The organism is Phenylobacterium sp. (assembly GCF_965284355.1).
GTDB lineage: Bacteria > Pseudomonadota > Alphaproteobacteria > Caulobacterales > Caulobacteraceae > Phenylobacterium.
Window position 1 is genome coordinate 2,540,185 of sequence record NZ_OZ260078.1, and the last position, 13,710, is coordinate 2,553,894.

Here is a 13,710-nt window from a genome sequence, read left to right on the forward strand (position 1 = left end):
CGGCGCCGTGAACGTCCGTGAACCTGCGGCCTGCTTTCGCGGAACCGCGGTTACGGCGCGTAACTCAGAAGAACACGTTGAAGCGCATTGCCTGCGGGGGCATGCGCTCGAGTTCGCGCGCCAGCGGGGCGAACATCGCGTCCAGGAACTTTTCGATCAGGGCGATCATATCGAACCCTCCATTGTGCAGTGCAACTTGGAGGCGGAGATAGGGGTTCGTCTCGGGAATGACAAGGATTTCCCGGCCCGATGAATAAATCTGCGCTGCAATGCCGCATGTACGCTGCCGCAGCGCAGCATGCAGAGGGGGCGGCTGACGCCCCGTTGAGGGCGATTCTATCCCTCGTCCTCTTCGAAGCTGTCGTCGGGCCCGGGCTCGTAGACCAGAAGGTCGCCCGGCTGGCAGTCCAGCTCACGGCAGAGGGCCGACAGGGTCGAGAAGCGGACGGCGCGGGCCTTGCCGGTCTTGAGGATCGACAGGTTGGCGATGGTCACGCCGACGCGGTCCGCCAGCTCGGTCAGCGACATGCGCCGCTCGAGCAGCACCCGGTCGAGGCTAACGCGGATCGGCATCTGACGAGGGCCCCTAGATCGTAAGCTCGGCTTCGCGGCGCAGGCGGGCGCCTTCGCGGAACACTTCCGCGAGCACGAAGACCACAAGGACGGAGAACCAGGCGGTGAGGCCCATGCTGGGCTGGTTGCGCTCGACGCCGGGCAGCAGCGTGCCCACGGCCCAGACCGCGTAACGGCCCAGCTCCAGGCCGGCCAGCATCAGGCCGATCAGGCGAAGGCGGGCCACATTGTCGGGATGGAAGGGGTCGCCCGCGGTCAGCGTCGTGAAGATGCGGCGCAGCGAGCCCACGATGACGAGGATGCCGGCGAGGTAGAGCGCCGCGGCTGCGAGTCCGGCGGTCAGGACGGGACCGCGCTCCAGCAGCTCGGCGGCTTCGCCGTTGAATTTGACGCCCGTGAGAAGGTCGGGATTGAAGCTCAGCAGCAGCGCCGCGAGCGTGATCAGGGAGAGGACGGCGACGCCGATCCAGAGGGCCGCAAAAACCACATCGAGGATGATCTTCAGGAAGCTCGAAACCGAGCCCGGACCCAAGGCGCGCATGTCTCTGGTAGCTCCCCCTTGTTGGCTTCGTCGTGATCCGCCGCGGCGGCTGGTGGTCGTTCAGACCGGGGCCAGCGCCAGGGCGGATCGTTCGACGAACCTCATTGCTCTCGTGCTTCGGAGCTTAGAGGAAGGCGGCTTGGGCGACGATGCTCAGGATCGGCGCGGCGGCCAGGAGAACGATGAAGCTCATCGCGGTGCGGTCGAGGACGTTCATGGCGTTGGCGAACATTTGGTAGCTCCGTTTCGTTTGCTGCGCTGCGGCAGCGGGGTGGGTGAAGCGCTGGGCTTCGATGTGATTATCAATACGCCCGCATCGTTTCTCGATCACGTGAATATCGATTAACAATGTTAAACTTTCGCAATGCAGCGAACCGCGCGCGGCGGTAGGTTTCGCCCGCGAAGACACGGAGCGTGCGCATGAGCCTGAAGCTGGAACCGGGGACCCGCCTGGTCGTGGCGACCCACAACCCGGGCAAGGCGCGCGAACTGGCCGAGATTCTTGAGGGCCGTTTCCGGCTGGTGGCGGCGGGCGAGCTGGGGCTGCCCGAGCCCGAGGAGACCGAGCAGACGTTCCAGGGCAACGCCCTGCTGAAGGCGCGCGCCGCCGCCGAAGCCTCGGGCCTGATCGCGCTGGCCGACGACTCCGGCTTGTCGGTCAAGGCGCTGGACGGCGCGCCCGGCATCTATTCCGCCCGTTGGGCCGGGCCGTCGAAGGACTTCGGCCTGGCCATGAAGAAGGTCGAGGAGCGGCTGGAGGAGGTGGGCGCCGAGGACTTCGCCGCCTGGTTCACCTCGTCGCTGGCGGTGGCCTGGCCGGGCGGCCCGGCCGTGGTGGTCGAGGGCCGGGTCGACGGCGTGCTCACCTTCCCGCCGCGCGGCGACAAGGGCTTCGGCTACGACCCCATCTTCATTCCGGAGGGCTTCACCCAAACGTTCGGCGAGATGGAGCCGGCCGCGAAGGACGGCATGAGCCACCGCGCCCGGGCCTTCGTGAAGCTGAAAGCGGCGCTGCTGTGATGACCGCTTGCCCTCTCCTCACCCGTAGGGGGAGGGGGACCACGCGCAGCGTGGTGGAGGGGGCTTCGCATCAGACTCCGTGGGCGGGGCGTTCCCCCTCCACCGCCTTCGGCGGTCCCCCTCCCCCTACGGGTGAGGAGGGATGAGCGCGGCTCCGCCCCCGCTGGGCGTCTATGTCCACTGGCCGTACTGCGCGCGGATCTGCCCCTACTGCGACTTCAACGTCTTCAAGGCGCGGGGACGTGAGGCCGAGGCGGCCGGGCTGGCCCGCGCCATCGTGGGCGACCTGGAGGCCCAGCGCGCGATCACCGGCCCGCGCGAGCTGGTGTCGGTGTTCTTTGGCGGCGGCACGCCGTCGCTGATGGAGCCCGCCTGGGTCGCCGAGATCCTCGCGGCGGCAAGGCGGCTCTGGACGCCGGCGGCCGATCTCGAAGTCAGCCTGGAGGCCAACCCCACCGACGCCGAGACCGACCGGTTCGCGGGCCTGGCCGACGCCGGCGTGAACCGCCTGTCGCTGGGGCTGCAGGCGCTGGACGACGCGGCGCTGAAATTCCTGGGGCGCAATCACGACGCCGCCGAGGGCCGCCGGGCAGCCGAGACCGCGGCGCGGCTGTTTCCCCGCCTGTCGCTGGACCTGATCTACGCCCTGCCCGACCAGACGCCGCGGGCCTGGGCCGACGAGCTGAGGGCCGCCGTCGCCCTCGGCGCCGAGCACATCTCGCCTTACCAGCTGACCATCGAGGAGGGCACCGCCTTCGACCGCGCGGTGCGGCGGGGGCTGTTCGCCCCGCCCCGCGATGAAGCGGGCGCGGACCTCTACGACACGACCCAGGCGGTGCTGGAGGCCGAGGGGTTCGAGGCCTACGAGGTCTCGAACCATGCCCGCGGCGAGGCGGCCCGCTCGCGGCACAATCTCGTCTACTGGACGGGGGTCGACTACGTGGGCGCAGGGCCCGGCGCCCACGGGCGGATCACGGTCGAGGGTGCGCGCGTGGCGACAGAGGCCGCGGACCGGCCGGCCGACTACATCGCCCGGGTGAACGCGAGCGGGACCGGGTTCGCCGGGCGTGAGACGCTGACGCCGGTCCAGGCGGCCGAGGAGCGCCTGCTGAGCGGGCTGCGGATTGGCGAGGGCGTAGCGTTCGGCGAGGTCGCCGCGCTGGCCTTGTCGCCCGACACGCCGGTGGTTCGGCGGCTGGTCGAGATGGGCCTGCTGGCCCGCGACCCCGAGCGCCTTCGAGCGACGACGCACGGGCGGCGGCTGCTGAACGCCGTGACCTCGGAGTTGGTGCTCGGGGCCTGAGCCAGCCCCCCCGGGGGCGGCCCGTAGGGTCTCGCCTCGCGGCAGACTCATCGCCCGATGGCGGTTGCGCGTCACGTGTGCAGGCTTGCGTTTGGAGGGGGGACAGGAGAACCCTCCCCGCCCATGGCCCGCGCCCTGCCCCCACCGATCCTCGACGACGCCCCGCTCGCGCCCGGGCTCTATGTGGTGGCGACGCCCATCGGGAACCTGCGCGACATCACCCTGCGCGCGCTGGACGTGCTGAAGCAGGTCGACCTGGTGCTGGCCGAGGACACCCGGGTGACGGGCAAGCTGCTGCAGGCGTTCGGGCTCAAGGCTGCGCTGGAGCGCCACGACGAGCACGCCGCCGAGCGCGCGCGGCCCAAGGCCATGGCGCTGCTGGAGCGCGGCGGCCGGGTGGCGCTGGTGAGCGATGCCGGCACGCCGCTGATCTCGGACCCCGGCTATAGGCTCGTGCGCGAGGCCGCGGCGGCCGGCCACAACGTGGTCCCGATTCCCGGCGCCTCGGCGTTGCTGGCGGGGCTGTCGGCGGCGGGGCTGCCGACCGACCGGTTCCTGTTCGTGGGCTTCCCCCCGCCCAAGAGCGCGGCGCGGCGGACGTTCCTGACCGAGTTCGCCGGGGTGCGCGCCACGCTGGTGTTCTTCGAGGGCGGCTCGCGCCTGGCCGACACCCTGGCCGACATGGCCGCCGTGCTGGGCCCCGACCGCGAGGCGGTGGTCGCCCGCGAGATCACCAAGCTCTACGAGACCTTCTACCGCGGCCCGCTGGGCACGCTGGCGGCGGACCCCAAGCTGGACGCGCCCAAGGGCGAGATCGTGATCCTGGTGGCCCCGGGCCGCGAAACCGAGGCCACCGCCGCCGACGCCGACACGGCGCTGCGCGACGCGCTGGCCCGCCTGAAGCCGGCCGACGCCGCCGCCGAGGTGGCCAAGGCGCTGGGCCTGCCCCGCCGCGATCTCTACCGCCGGGCCCTTGAACTCAAGGACCTTGGGGAGCTGAAGCCGTGAACGTACGCGTCGCCCGTGGCGGCGCGGCGCGGCGATCCGGCCGCCGCGCCGAGGTGGTGGCGGCGGCCTGGCTGATGGCCAAGGGCTATCGAATCCTGGGGTTCCGGCTGAAGACGCCGCAGGCGGAAATCGACGTGCTGGCGAAACGCGGCGACGTCCTGGCGGTTGTAGAGGTGAAGAGCCGCACGAGCCTGGAGGTGGCGCTGGACACCGTGACCTTCGACCAGCGCGACCGCCTCCGCCGCGCCGGGGCGCAGCTGGCCGCGAACCGGCCCGGGCTTTCCCGCTGCGCGGTGCGTCTTGACCTGATGGCGCTCGCGCCCGGCAAGCTTCCCCGGCATATTCCCGACGCCTGGAAGGGCGCCTAGGGTTGCGGTTCGCCGCAACCCGAACTCTTGGAAAGGTTGACCATTCGTCGTTCTCAGCCTGAAACCGACCACAGGCGACGAATGGTCGGGGGAATGCACGGGACCCTTATGGACCGCGACGAGGCCGAAACCATCCTTTCTGAGGCCGGGGGCGCGCCGGAGGGCGAGTTCCCCCTGCTGGAGGCCGCCATCGCGTGCGCGATCCACGAGGACCCCGCGCGCGACCCGGTGCTGGTGCGCGAGGCCGCCGCCATCGGCGTCGAGCGGCTGGCCGAGCGGCTGAAGCGGGAAAGCCCCGAGGAAGCGATCGCCGAGACCATCGCCGGCGACTTAGGGATGAGCGGCGACCTGTTCACGCTGGAAGACCCCGACAACGCCGACGTGATCGCCGTGGCGACCCGCAAGAAGGGCCTGGCTGTGACCCTCGGCGTCTTCTACCTGCACGCCGCGCGCAAGTGCGGGCTGACGGTGCAGGGCGTGGACTTCCCGGGCCACTTCCTGCTGCGCATCGAGACCGAGGAAGGGCCGCTGGCCCTGGACCCGTTCTCCGAAGGCCGCGTGGTGTTGCCGTCCGAACTGACCCGGCGCGCCCTGCACGCCGGCCTGACCCCGAACGTCGCGGATCGCCTGGACCGGCTGATGGCGCCGGTGAGCGACCGGGCGGTGCTGCTGCGCCTGCAGAACATCATCTTCGCCAACGCCAGCGCCCACGGCGACTTCGCCCGCGCCGAGCGGGCGGCCCTGCGCCGCGCCCTCCTCGACCCCGCCGACCACCGGCCGTGGCTGGACGTGGCGTCCGCCCGCGAGGGCCAGGGGGCGCTGGCCGGGGCGCTGGAGGCATTGCAGCGCGCCACCGCCCTCGACGGCGGCGCGGCGCTGGCGGCGCGGGCGCAGCGCGAACGGGTGAGACTGCGGCTGAACTGATCGGTTCGAGAACTGGCGCTTGCCCCGACGACCGCCTATGTCGGCTGAGCTTCATCGCCCGAGGAAATCCACATGTCCCTGAAGGTCGCCGTCCAAATGGATCCCATCGAGGGCATCAATATCGAGGGCGACACCACCTTCCTGATGATGGAGTCGGCGCAGGCGCGAGGGCATTCGCTGTTCGTCTATCTGACCGACACCCTGGCCATGGAAGATGGCCGCGTGTTCGTGCGCGGCCGCGACATCACCGTGCAGCGGGTGGCGGGCGACCACTTCCGGGCCGGGCCCATGCGGCGCGCGGAACTGACCGAGTTCGACGTGATCCAGATGCGCCAGGATCCGCCGTTCGACATGCATTACATCGACGCCACCTTCTTCCTGGAGAAGGTGCACCCCAAGGTGCTGGTGGTGAACAATCCGTCCGAGGTGCGCAGCGCGCCCGAGAAGCTGTTCGTCACCCAGTTCCCCGGCCTGCAGCCGCCCACGATGATCACCTGGGACCGCGAGGCGATCCGCGACTTCCGCGCGCGTCACGGGGATATCGTGCTGAAGCCGCTGAACGGCCGCGGCGGCTCGGGCGTGACCCGGCACCTGAAGGACGATCCCAACCTGGACTCGCTGCTGGAGATCCACGCCGAGCTGGGGCGCGAGCCGGTGATCGTGCAGAAGTTCCTGCCGTCGGTGACCAAGGGCGACAAGCGCATCCTGCTGGTCGACGGCGAGCCGGTGGGCGCCATCAACCGCGTGCCGGCCAAGGGCCAGATCCGCTCGAACCTGGCGGTGGGCGGCGAGGCCCAGCCGGTGGAGTTGACCGCTCGCGACCGAGAGATCTGCGCCACCATCGGCCCCGAGCTGAAAAAGCGCGGCCTGATCTTCGTCGGAATCGACGTGATCGGCGATTACCTGACCGAGATCAACGTCACCTCGCCGACCGGCGCCGTGGCCCTGAAGCGCTTCACCGGAATCGATGCCACGGACGTGATGTGGGGCCGGATTGAAGCCCTGCGGGCAAACGCTTAGGTTGTTGTCGAAGAGACGCACCGAAGTCACGGAAACGTCTCACCTTCTCTCTAGGTTCCGTTTTTGTTCTTGATCTGAGCCGGACTGTATGCTCGGTTGTGGATAACTTTCGAGCGACTACAAGGGGTTGAGGCATGGCGGCGCGGGTGGTGACCCTGGCGTTCGATGGCGTGAACGCCGTGCGCGTCGATGTCCAGGTGCAGTTCACCATGGGCGACTCGAAATTCTTCATCGTCGGCATGGGCGACAAGGCCGTTCAGGAGAGCCGCGAGCGGGTGCGCGGCGCGTTCCAGGGCATGGGTCTGGCGCTGCCGTCACGGCGCATCATCGCCAACCTGGCGCCGGCCGACCTGCCCAAGGAGGGCAGCCACTACGACCTGCCGATCGCGCTGGCGATCATGGCCGCCATGGGGATCATCCCGCCCGACGCGCTGGAGGGCTGGGCGGCCGTCGGCGAGCTGGCCCTGGACGCGCGGATCACGGCTGTCGCGGGCGCTCTGCCCGCCGCGGTGGCCGCGGGCGGCATGGATCTGGGACTGATCTGTCCCGAGGCCTGCGGGCCCGAGGCGGCCTGGGCGGGCGAGACGCGGGTGCTGGCGGCGCCGTCGCTGGTGGCGCTGGTGAACCACTTCCGCGGGACCCAGGTGCTCTCGGCCCCCAAGCCTGGCGACATGCTGGACGCCGAGCGCGTCCCCGACCTGCGCGACGTGAAAGGTCAGGAGAACGCCAAGCGGGCGCTGGAGATCGCCGCGGCCGGCGGCCACAACCTCAGCTTCATCGGCCCGCCGGGATCGGGCAAGTCGATGATGGCCGCGCGCCTGCCCGGCCTCTTGCCCCCGCTGACGCCGGCCGAGCTGCTCGAGACCTCGATGGTGCATTCGGTGGCCGGCCTGATCGCCAAGGGCCAGCTCAGCCGCGCCCGGCCGTTCCGCAGCCCCCACCACTCGGCCAGCATGGCCGCCCTAACCGGCGGCGGCCACCGCGCCAAGCCGGGCGAGGTCAGCCTCGCGCACAACGGCGTGCTGTTCCTGGACGAGCTGCCCGAGTTCGGGGCCCAGGCGCTGGACAGTCTGCGCCAGCCGCTGGAGACCGGCGAGGTGGTGGTGGCGCGCGCCAACGCCCACGTCCGCTATCCGGCCCGCTTCCAGCTGGTGGCGGCCATGAACCCGTGCCGCTGCGGCCACGGCGGGCCGGGGCGCGGTGCGTGCGGCCGGGCCCCGCGCTGCCAGACCGACTACCAGGGCAAGATCTCGGGGCCGCTGATGGACCGCATCGACCTGCAGGTCGAGGTGCCGCCCGTGACCGCCGCCGACCTCGCCCTGCCCGCCCCCGCCGAAGGCACGGCCGAGGCCTCGGCCCGGGTGCTGGCCGCCCGCACGTTGCAGCTGGACCGCTCGAAGGGGCGCGAAGGCCCGCCGGTGCTGAACGCCCAGGCCGAGGGCGACTTCCTGGAGGCGATCGTCGACCTGGACCCGCCGGCCCGCGCCCTGCTGGCGCGGGCGGCGGAGGCGGGCGGCCTGTCGGCCCGCGGCTGGACCCGCACCCTGCGCCTGGCGCGCACCATCGCCGACCTCGAAGGCTCGGGCCCGGTGCGTCGCGTGCACGTGGCCGAGGCGCTGATCTACCGCCGCATCGCCCCGGCCATGGCCGGCGGCGGCTCCAGCGCGTCTATCTCGGCGTAGCGGCGGGGTGACGTGATGGCGCCGTAGCCAATGCCGAAGAGCGCCAGGTACTGAAAGCCGAGCGCCGCGGTGATGAAGGCCCAGCCGCTCACGCCCGCGTCGACCGCCTTGGCAAGGGGCACAGTAACGGCAAGCAGTTGGAGGGCGGCGACGGGCAGGGGCCAGAAACGCGGAGTCCTGAGGGCGATGGCGGCGAGGACGCCCAGCAACCCGAAGTCGACCAGGAGGACAGCCCACTGGGTGTCGAAGTCTCCGGATCGGGCGACGACCAGACTCAGCGCCCAAGCGGCCAGGAAGGCGGCGGCGGCCAGCCGCTCATCGTCACGGCCTCGCCAGACAGCGAGCGCGCACACTGTCATCAGGACAGCGGGCCAGACCCAGATCGGCAGCTTATAGGCGTACAAAAGAAAACGACCCCCGACGTTTTCCGAGGGCCGTCATCTTACTCGCGCCGGGCGGGATGGAAACCGTTACGACGCAATGCGGAGCGAGCGCATGCGCACGCGGTGGGTTTCAGCGCCCTGCGGGGGCGGCTTGTCGCCCAGGTCACCCGTCATCGTCACCGCACCAAGGCCGATCTGGCTCTGGACGATGCTGAGTTCCTTGTGGGTCTCGACGATGGCGCGGCGCGCTTCGGCGAGGGCCATGATGGCCTCGCTGGCGCGCTCGACAGCGTCCTGGCCGATCAGGGCCGAGGCCCCGGCCATCTTGCGCAGGCTGGGCATCACGCCCGTCAGTTGAGCGGTCTTGGCGAGGGCCGCATCGATCGCGGCCTCGGCTTCAAACAGGGCGCCGGCAACTTGCTCGGCCGCCAGGCGGCGTTCTTTGAGCATGAGTTCTCTCCGTGCGCGGCGCCTGGTAACGCCGCGTTTACAGTTTCGCGAAACGGGGTTTCTTGGCCGTGCAGGCTTTGCGTTAATTTACGCGGGGGCCTCAGGCCTTCAGCAGGGTCGACGCCAGGTCGTTGAGCGCGTGGAGCCCCGCCAGCATGCCCCCGAAAGCGAGGGCCGTGACGACGGCGATCACGACGATCGCGCCGAGTCGGGCAAGGGGGCTCAGCTCATTGCGGAGACCCCAAGGTCGGGTTCGCCCTTGAAGTTCTCGTCGAGCAGCACCCAGGTCAGGCACAGGATCTCGCGCAGCACCATTTCCGGCGGCTTGAACGGCGCCAGCTTGCGGGTGGCCGAAACCAGGTGGCGGGCCATATCCGCCTGCGCCGGGGTCGCCGAAAGGTCCACGAGCTGGCGCTCCAGCTGGGTCCAGGAGAAGCTCGGAAGAACTTCCTCCCGCTTCGCCAGCGCCGGCCACCGGGCCTCGAAGTCGTCGATCTCCCGGCGAAGGCGCAGCGCCCTGCCAATCACCGCTCTGTTCTCGAAGTTCGGCCACTCGCCCATTTGACGCTCCTCGATCCGTTGCCAGCCCATCGGGCCAGCTTCGGGACGAGGTGTCTGTCCTGATCGTGTCGTGTCCTGATTCAATCAGGACAGAGCCGACGTCGAGCTCACGCAGGATGCGGGCCGCCTGGAAGCGGTCGTCGACGCCCAGCTTGCGCCGCGCGCGATCGCAGTAGGTGTCGACGGACGTCTTCGACATGCCGAGTTCGCGGGCGATCTGCTTGGAGCTGAGATGCTGGTCGACCAGCCGCAGGCAATCACGCTCCCGCGGCGTCAAAACGTCGACAGCGTTCGTGATGTCAGCCAACGCCCACTCCAGTCCTTAAGCCGCAGTAAACGACGCCTTTCGCGTCACGTCTACTTTGACGAGAGGATTCACCCGCCGCGCGTTGTTTTATTGCAGCGCTTGACCTGCCGTTAAGCCCTGGCGCCTAAGCCTAGCGCCCTATGCGCAGACCGACCCGTCCCCTGTCCGAGCGTCGCCCGACCCGTGCCCAGATCAGCGCGGAACAGCTTGCGTCGCTGAGCCATGAATTCCGCACGCCGCTGAACGGCGTGCTCGGGATGGCGCGCCTGCTCGAAGGCACCAAGCTCACGGCCGAACAGAAGTCCTATGTCTCGGCGCTCCACGACAGCGGCCAGCACCTGCTGACGCTGGTCAACGACGTGCTGGATTTCGCCAAGCTGGGCGCCGGCGGCGTCGAGCTGCACCCCGCGCCGATGGAGCTGGAGGGCCTGCTGCGCGGCGTGGCCGAACTGCTGTCGCCCCGCGCCCGCGAGAAGGGCCTGGAGATCGCCTGGGCCGCGCCGGCGTCGCCGACCCAGATCCATGCCGACGAAGGCCGCCTGCGCCAGATCCTGCTCAACTTCGCCGGCAACGCCGTGAAGTTCACCGAGCGCGGCGGCGTCCTGATCACCGCCACGGTGCCCGAGCCCGGCCGCGTTCGGCTGGCCGTGGAAGACACAGGGCCCGGCGTCTCGAAGTCCGACCGCGACCGCATCTTCGAAGCCTTCGCCCAGGCCGACGCGGCCCACGCCGACCTCGGCGGCGCCGGCCTCGGCCTCGCGATCGCCCGCCGGCTCGCCCACGCCATGGGCGGGGAAGTGGGGGTCGATACCGCAAGAGGCGGCGGCGCCTGCTTCTGGTTCGAGGCGGCCCTGTCGGCCCTGCCCAGCCTGGCGCCAACGCGTCCGCTGGACGGCCTCACCGTCGGCGTGGCCTCGCCCAACCCGATCGTGCGCGAAGCCGCGCGGCTGCAGATCGAGGCCAGCGGCGGCGTGGTGGTGGTCACCGAGACGTTGGCCGAAGCCATCGCCCGGACGAAGCCGGGCGACGTCATCCTGGTCGACGCCAGCCTGGCCGCCGACGGCGGCACGCTGAAGCCGCCGCTGCAGCGCCCGGCCATCGTGCTGCTGGCGCCCGACGAGCGCGACCGCATCGCCCGCTATCGCCGCGCCGGGTTCACCGGCTACCTGATCAAGCCGCTGCGCCGCGCCTCGATCGCCGAGCGCGTGCTGATCGCGGCCGGCGTCGCGACCCCCGCGGGCCAGACCGCGCGCGAGGACGAGCGCATCGCCACCGCCGCGGCCCCCGGGGCGCGCGTGCTGCTGGTCGAAGACAATCCCATCAACGCCCTGTTGGCCCGCGCCCTGCTCAGCCGCGAGGGCTGTGAGGTCGAGCATGCCGTGGGCGGCGCGGAGGCCCTGGCCGCCTGCGAGGTCGGCGGATACGACCTGATCTTCATGGACATGCGCATGCCCGGCCTGTCCGGCCAGCAGACGGCGGAACGCCTGCGGGCCGACGGCGTCGAGACCCCGATCGTGGCTCTGACCGCCAATGCGTTCGAGGACGACCGCCATGCCTGCCTGGCCGCCGGCATGGACGACTTCCTGGTCAAGCCGCTGTCGCCGGACGCCCTGCGCGGCGCGCTGACCCGCTGGACCGGGCCCCGCGCCCAGGCGCGCACGCCGATTTCGCAGGGCGAGCGCAAGAAGGCCCGGGCGGCCAAGTAGCCCGCCTTTACGGCGCCTGCGGCGCGCGCCAAGGTCCGCGGTCTGGGGCAGGGGGCCCTGAGGCGCGGAGATCCGAGTGAGTGTTGAACCCGCGGAGCCCAAGCGCGGCGCGCTGAGCGCGCTGGCCGTCTTTGTCGAGCGCCGGGCGCTGGTGATGCTGGCGCTGGGGTTTGCCTCGGGCCTGCCCAACCTGCTGATCTTCGACACGCTGTCGCTCTGGCTGCGCGAGGCCGGCCTGTCGCTGAAGGTCATCTCGATCTTCGCCCTGGCGACCCTGAGCTATTCGTTGAAATTCCTCTGGGCCCCTCTGATCGACCGCACCCAGGTGCCGGGCCTCACGCGGCTGCTAGGGCATCGGCGCAGCTGGATGATCGTGCTGCAGGCGCTGCTGATGATCGGCCTGTGGATGATCTCGGGCGTCGACCCCGCGCGCGACCTGGCCCTGATGGCGGCCTTCGCGGCGCTGGTGGCCTTTGTCTCGGCCACCCAGGACATCGTCATCGACGCCTGGCGGATCGAGGCCGCGCCGACCGAGAAACAGGGCGCGATGGCCGCGGCATACCAGTGGGGCTATCGGATCGCGATGATCGTCGCGGGCGCCGCCCCGCTGCTGATCGCCGAGACCTACGGCTGGAGCACGTCGTACGCGGTGATGGCGGCCCTGATGCTGGCCGGGGCCGCCGGCGTGCTGGGGGCGCCGCGCGAGAAGGAACACGTGATCCGGCCGATCCACGCCGAGGGCCTGCCCCGTCGCCCGGCGCTGGAGCTGCCCGAGTGGATCGCACGGCTGGCGGTGTTCGCCTTCGGAGCGCTGCTGCTGGGCTCGGGTCTCGCCGCCGACGCCTCGCTGCTGGCCGCCGGCCTGAACAGCCTGGGCCTGCCCGCTGCCGCCGAGGCGGTGAAGGCGGCGTGGGAGATGAAGCCCCAGGGCGTCTATTTCCAGCTGCTGTCGGTCGCCGCGGGCCTGGGGATCATCGTCCTGGCGATCCTGCCCATTCCGGGCGTCAGGACGCGGCCCGGCGTCTACCTGTTTGCGGCGCTGGGCGACCCGCTGGTGGACTTCCTCAAGCGCTACAAAGGCGTCGCCGCCCTGATCCTGGCGCTGATCTGCCTATACCGGCTGTCGGACTTCGTCCTGAACATCATGAACCCGTTCTACGCAGACCTTGGCTTCAGCAAGATCGAGATCGCCGAGGTACGGAAGGTGTTCGGGGTCGTCGCGACCGTCATCGGCGTCGGCCTGGGCGGGTTCCTCGTCGCCCGGCTGGGAATGATGCGGGCGCTGGTGATCGGCGCCTTCGCAGGCCCGATCAGCAACCTGGCGTTCGGCTGGCTGGCGCTGCAGGGGCCGCAGCTGTGGGCCCTGTTCGTGGCCATCGGCGTGGACAACATCGCCGGCGGCGTCTCGGGCACCTGCCTGATCGCCTACATGTCCAGCCTGACCTCGGCGGGGTTCACCGCCACCCAGTACGCGCTGTTCTCCTCGCTCTATGCGCTGCCCGGCAAGCTGATCGCCTCGCAGTCCGGGCGGATCGTGGAGTCGTCGGCCGCCGCCGCCGATGTCGGGGGGCCGATGGCGGGGCTGAAGGCGATGTTCGGACGCCTGCCGCCCGAGGCGTTCGCCGGGGCGATGGAGAAGTCGCAGGTCAGTCCGGGGGCCCTGGGCGCGGGCTATCTGGTCTTCTTCATCTACTCGTCGCTGATCGGGGTCGTGGCCATCGTGCTGGCGTTCATGGTCGCGCGGCGGCAGCCCGCCACACCGTCGGAACCCTAGAGCCCGTCCCGGTTGGCTTGAATCAAGGCAACCGGGAGAAACGGGCTCGTCGTCTTCCTGCTGGAGCGCATCCTTATCGCCTGCGGCGCC

Annotated in this window: 15 protein-coding genes and 1 pseudogene; 9 read left to right on the forward strand and 7 right to left on the reverse strand. The window is 70.5% G+C overall.

Features of this window, described 5'->3' with window-relative positions:
• Positions 1-336: 336 nt before the first annotated feature.
• The 3 genes from ACQ66R_RS12300 to ACQ66R_RS12310 form a co-directional block, all read right to left on the reverse strand.
• The gene (locus tag ACQ66R_RS12300) at positions 337-573 is read right to left on the reverse strand and encodes a helix-turn-helix domain-containing protein (protein WP_430422342.1); all 237 of its coding nucleotides are present in this window, start codon (positions 571-573) and stop codon (positions 337-339) included.
• Between the two features lie 13 nt (positions 574-586).
• On the reverse strand, positions 587-1,114 hold the full coding sequence (locus tag ACQ66R_RS12305; protein ID WP_430422344.1) for a DUF2975 domain-containing protein: 528 nt from the start codon (positions 1,112-1,114) through the stop codon (positions 587-589).
• 124 nt (positions 1,115-1,238) lie between these two features.
• The gene (locus tag ACQ66R_RS12310) at positions 1,239-1,445 is read right to left on the reverse strand and encodes a hypothetical protein (protein WP_430422346.1); all 207 of its coding nucleotides are present in this window, start codon (positions 1,443-1,445) and stop codon (positions 1,239-1,241) included.
• 89 nt (positions 1,446-1,534) lie between these two features.
• On the opposite strand from ACQ66R_RS12310, the gene rdgB reads away from it, so the two are divergent.
• From rdgB to ACQ66R_RS12345, 7 genes are all read left to right on the forward strand, one after another.
• A complete protein-coding gene (gene rdgB, locus ACQ66R_RS12315; protein ID WP_430422348.1) occupies positions 1,535-2,134 on the forward strand; it encodes an RdgB/HAM1 family non-canonical purine NTP pyrophosphatase in 600 nt (199 codons plus the stop codon).
• A 142-nt stretch (positions 2,135-2,276) separates the two neighbouring features.
• Positions 2,277-3,437 (forward strand): radical SAM family heme chaperone HemW, encoded by a 1,161-nt coding sequence (gene hemW / locus ACQ66R_RS12320; protein ID WP_430422351.1) that lies wholly within the window; start codon positions 2,277-2,279, stop codon positions 3,435-3,437.
• Positions 3,438-3,560: 123 nt separating this feature from the next.
• Positions 3,561-4,445, forward strand: a complete 885-nt coding sequence (gene rsmI, locus ACQ66R_RS12325; RefSeq protein ID WP_430422353.1) for a 16S rRNA (cytidine(1402)-2'-O)-methyltransferase — start codon at positions 3,561-3,563, stop codon at positions 4,443-4,445.
• The gene (locus ACQ66R_RS12330) at positions 4,442-4,813 is read left to right on the forward strand and encodes a YraN family protein (RefSeq protein ID WP_430422355.1); all 372 of its coding nucleotides are present in this window, start codon (positions 4,442-4,444) and stop codon (positions 4,811-4,813) included. The genes rsmI and ACQ66R_RS12330 overlap by 4 nt, the downstream gene beginning before the upstream one ends.
• Before the next feature lie 108 nt (positions 4,814-4,921).
• The gene (locus ACQ66R_RS12335) at positions 4,922-5,737 is read left to right on the forward strand and encodes a transglutaminase family protein (protein WP_430426289.1); all 816 of its coding nucleotides are present in this window, start codon (positions 4,922-4,924) and stop codon (positions 5,735-5,737) included.
• Positions 5,738-5,809: 72 nt separating this feature from the next.
• The gene (gene gshB, locus ACQ66R_RS12340) at positions 5,810-6,757 is read left to right on the forward strand and encodes a glutathione synthase (RefSeq protein ID WP_430422357.1); all 948 of its coding nucleotides are present in this window, start codon (positions 5,810-5,812) and stop codon (positions 6,755-6,757) included.
• Positions 6,758-6,891: 134 nt separating this feature from the next.
• Entirely contained in the window at positions 6,892-8,439 is a 1,548-nt protein-coding gene (locus ACQ66R_RS12345) for a YifB family Mg chelatase-like AAA ATPase (protein WP_430422359.1), read from the forward strand.
• Here the strand turns inward: ACQ66R_RS12345 and ACQ66R_RS12350 are convergent.
• The 4 genes and pseudogenes from ACQ66R_RS12350 to ACQ66R_RS12365 all read right to left on the reverse strand — a co-directional run.
• The gene (locus ACQ66R_RS12350; protein WP_430422361.1) at positions 8,379-8,843 is read right to left on the reverse strand and encodes a hypothetical protein; all 465 of its coding nucleotides are present in this window, start codon (positions 8,841-8,843) and stop codon (positions 8,379-8,381) included. The two genes, ACQ66R_RS12345 and ACQ66R_RS12350, sit on opposite strands and share 61 nt — an antisense overlap.
• A gap of 66 nt (positions 8,844-8,909) precedes the next feature.
• Entirely contained in the window at positions 8,910-9,272 is a 363-nt protein-coding gene (locus ACQ66R_RS12355) for a hypothetical protein (RefSeq protein WP_430422363.1), read from the reverse strand.
• 222 nt (positions 9,273-9,494) lie between these two features.
• Positions 9,495-9,833 carry a hypothetical protein gene (locus ACQ66R_RS12360; protein WP_430422365.1) on the reverse strand — a complete coding sequence of 113 codons (339 nt, stop codon included), beginning with the start codon at positions 9,831-9,833 and terminating at the stop codon, positions 9,495-9,497.
• Between the two features lie 127 nt (positions 9,834-9,960).
• Positions 9,961-10,140 (reverse strand): annotated as a pseudogene (locus tag ACQ66R_RS12365) (LuxR C-terminal-related transcriptional regulator); the annotation flags it as partial.
• Between the two features lie 140 nt (positions 10,141-10,280).
• Here ACQ66R_RS12365 and ACQ66R_RS12370 point away from each other — a divergent pair.
• Together ACQ66R_RS12370 and ACQ66R_RS12375 are read left to right on the forward strand one after the other, a co-directional pair.
• Positions 10,281-11,846 carry a response regulator gene (locus ACQ66R_RS12370; protein WP_430422367.1) on the forward strand — a complete coding sequence of 522 codons (1,566 nt, stop codon included), beginning with the start codon at positions 10,281-10,283 and terminating at the stop codon, positions 11,844-11,846.
• A 76-nt stretch (positions 11,847-11,922) separates the two neighbouring features.
• Positions 11,923-13,620 (forward strand): AmpG family muropeptide MFS transporter, encoded by a 1,698-nt coding sequence (locus tag ACQ66R_RS12375; RefSeq protein ID WP_430422368.1) that lies wholly within the window; start codon positions 11,923-11,925, stop codon positions 13,618-13,620.
• Positions 13,621-13,710: the final 90 nt, after the last annotated feature.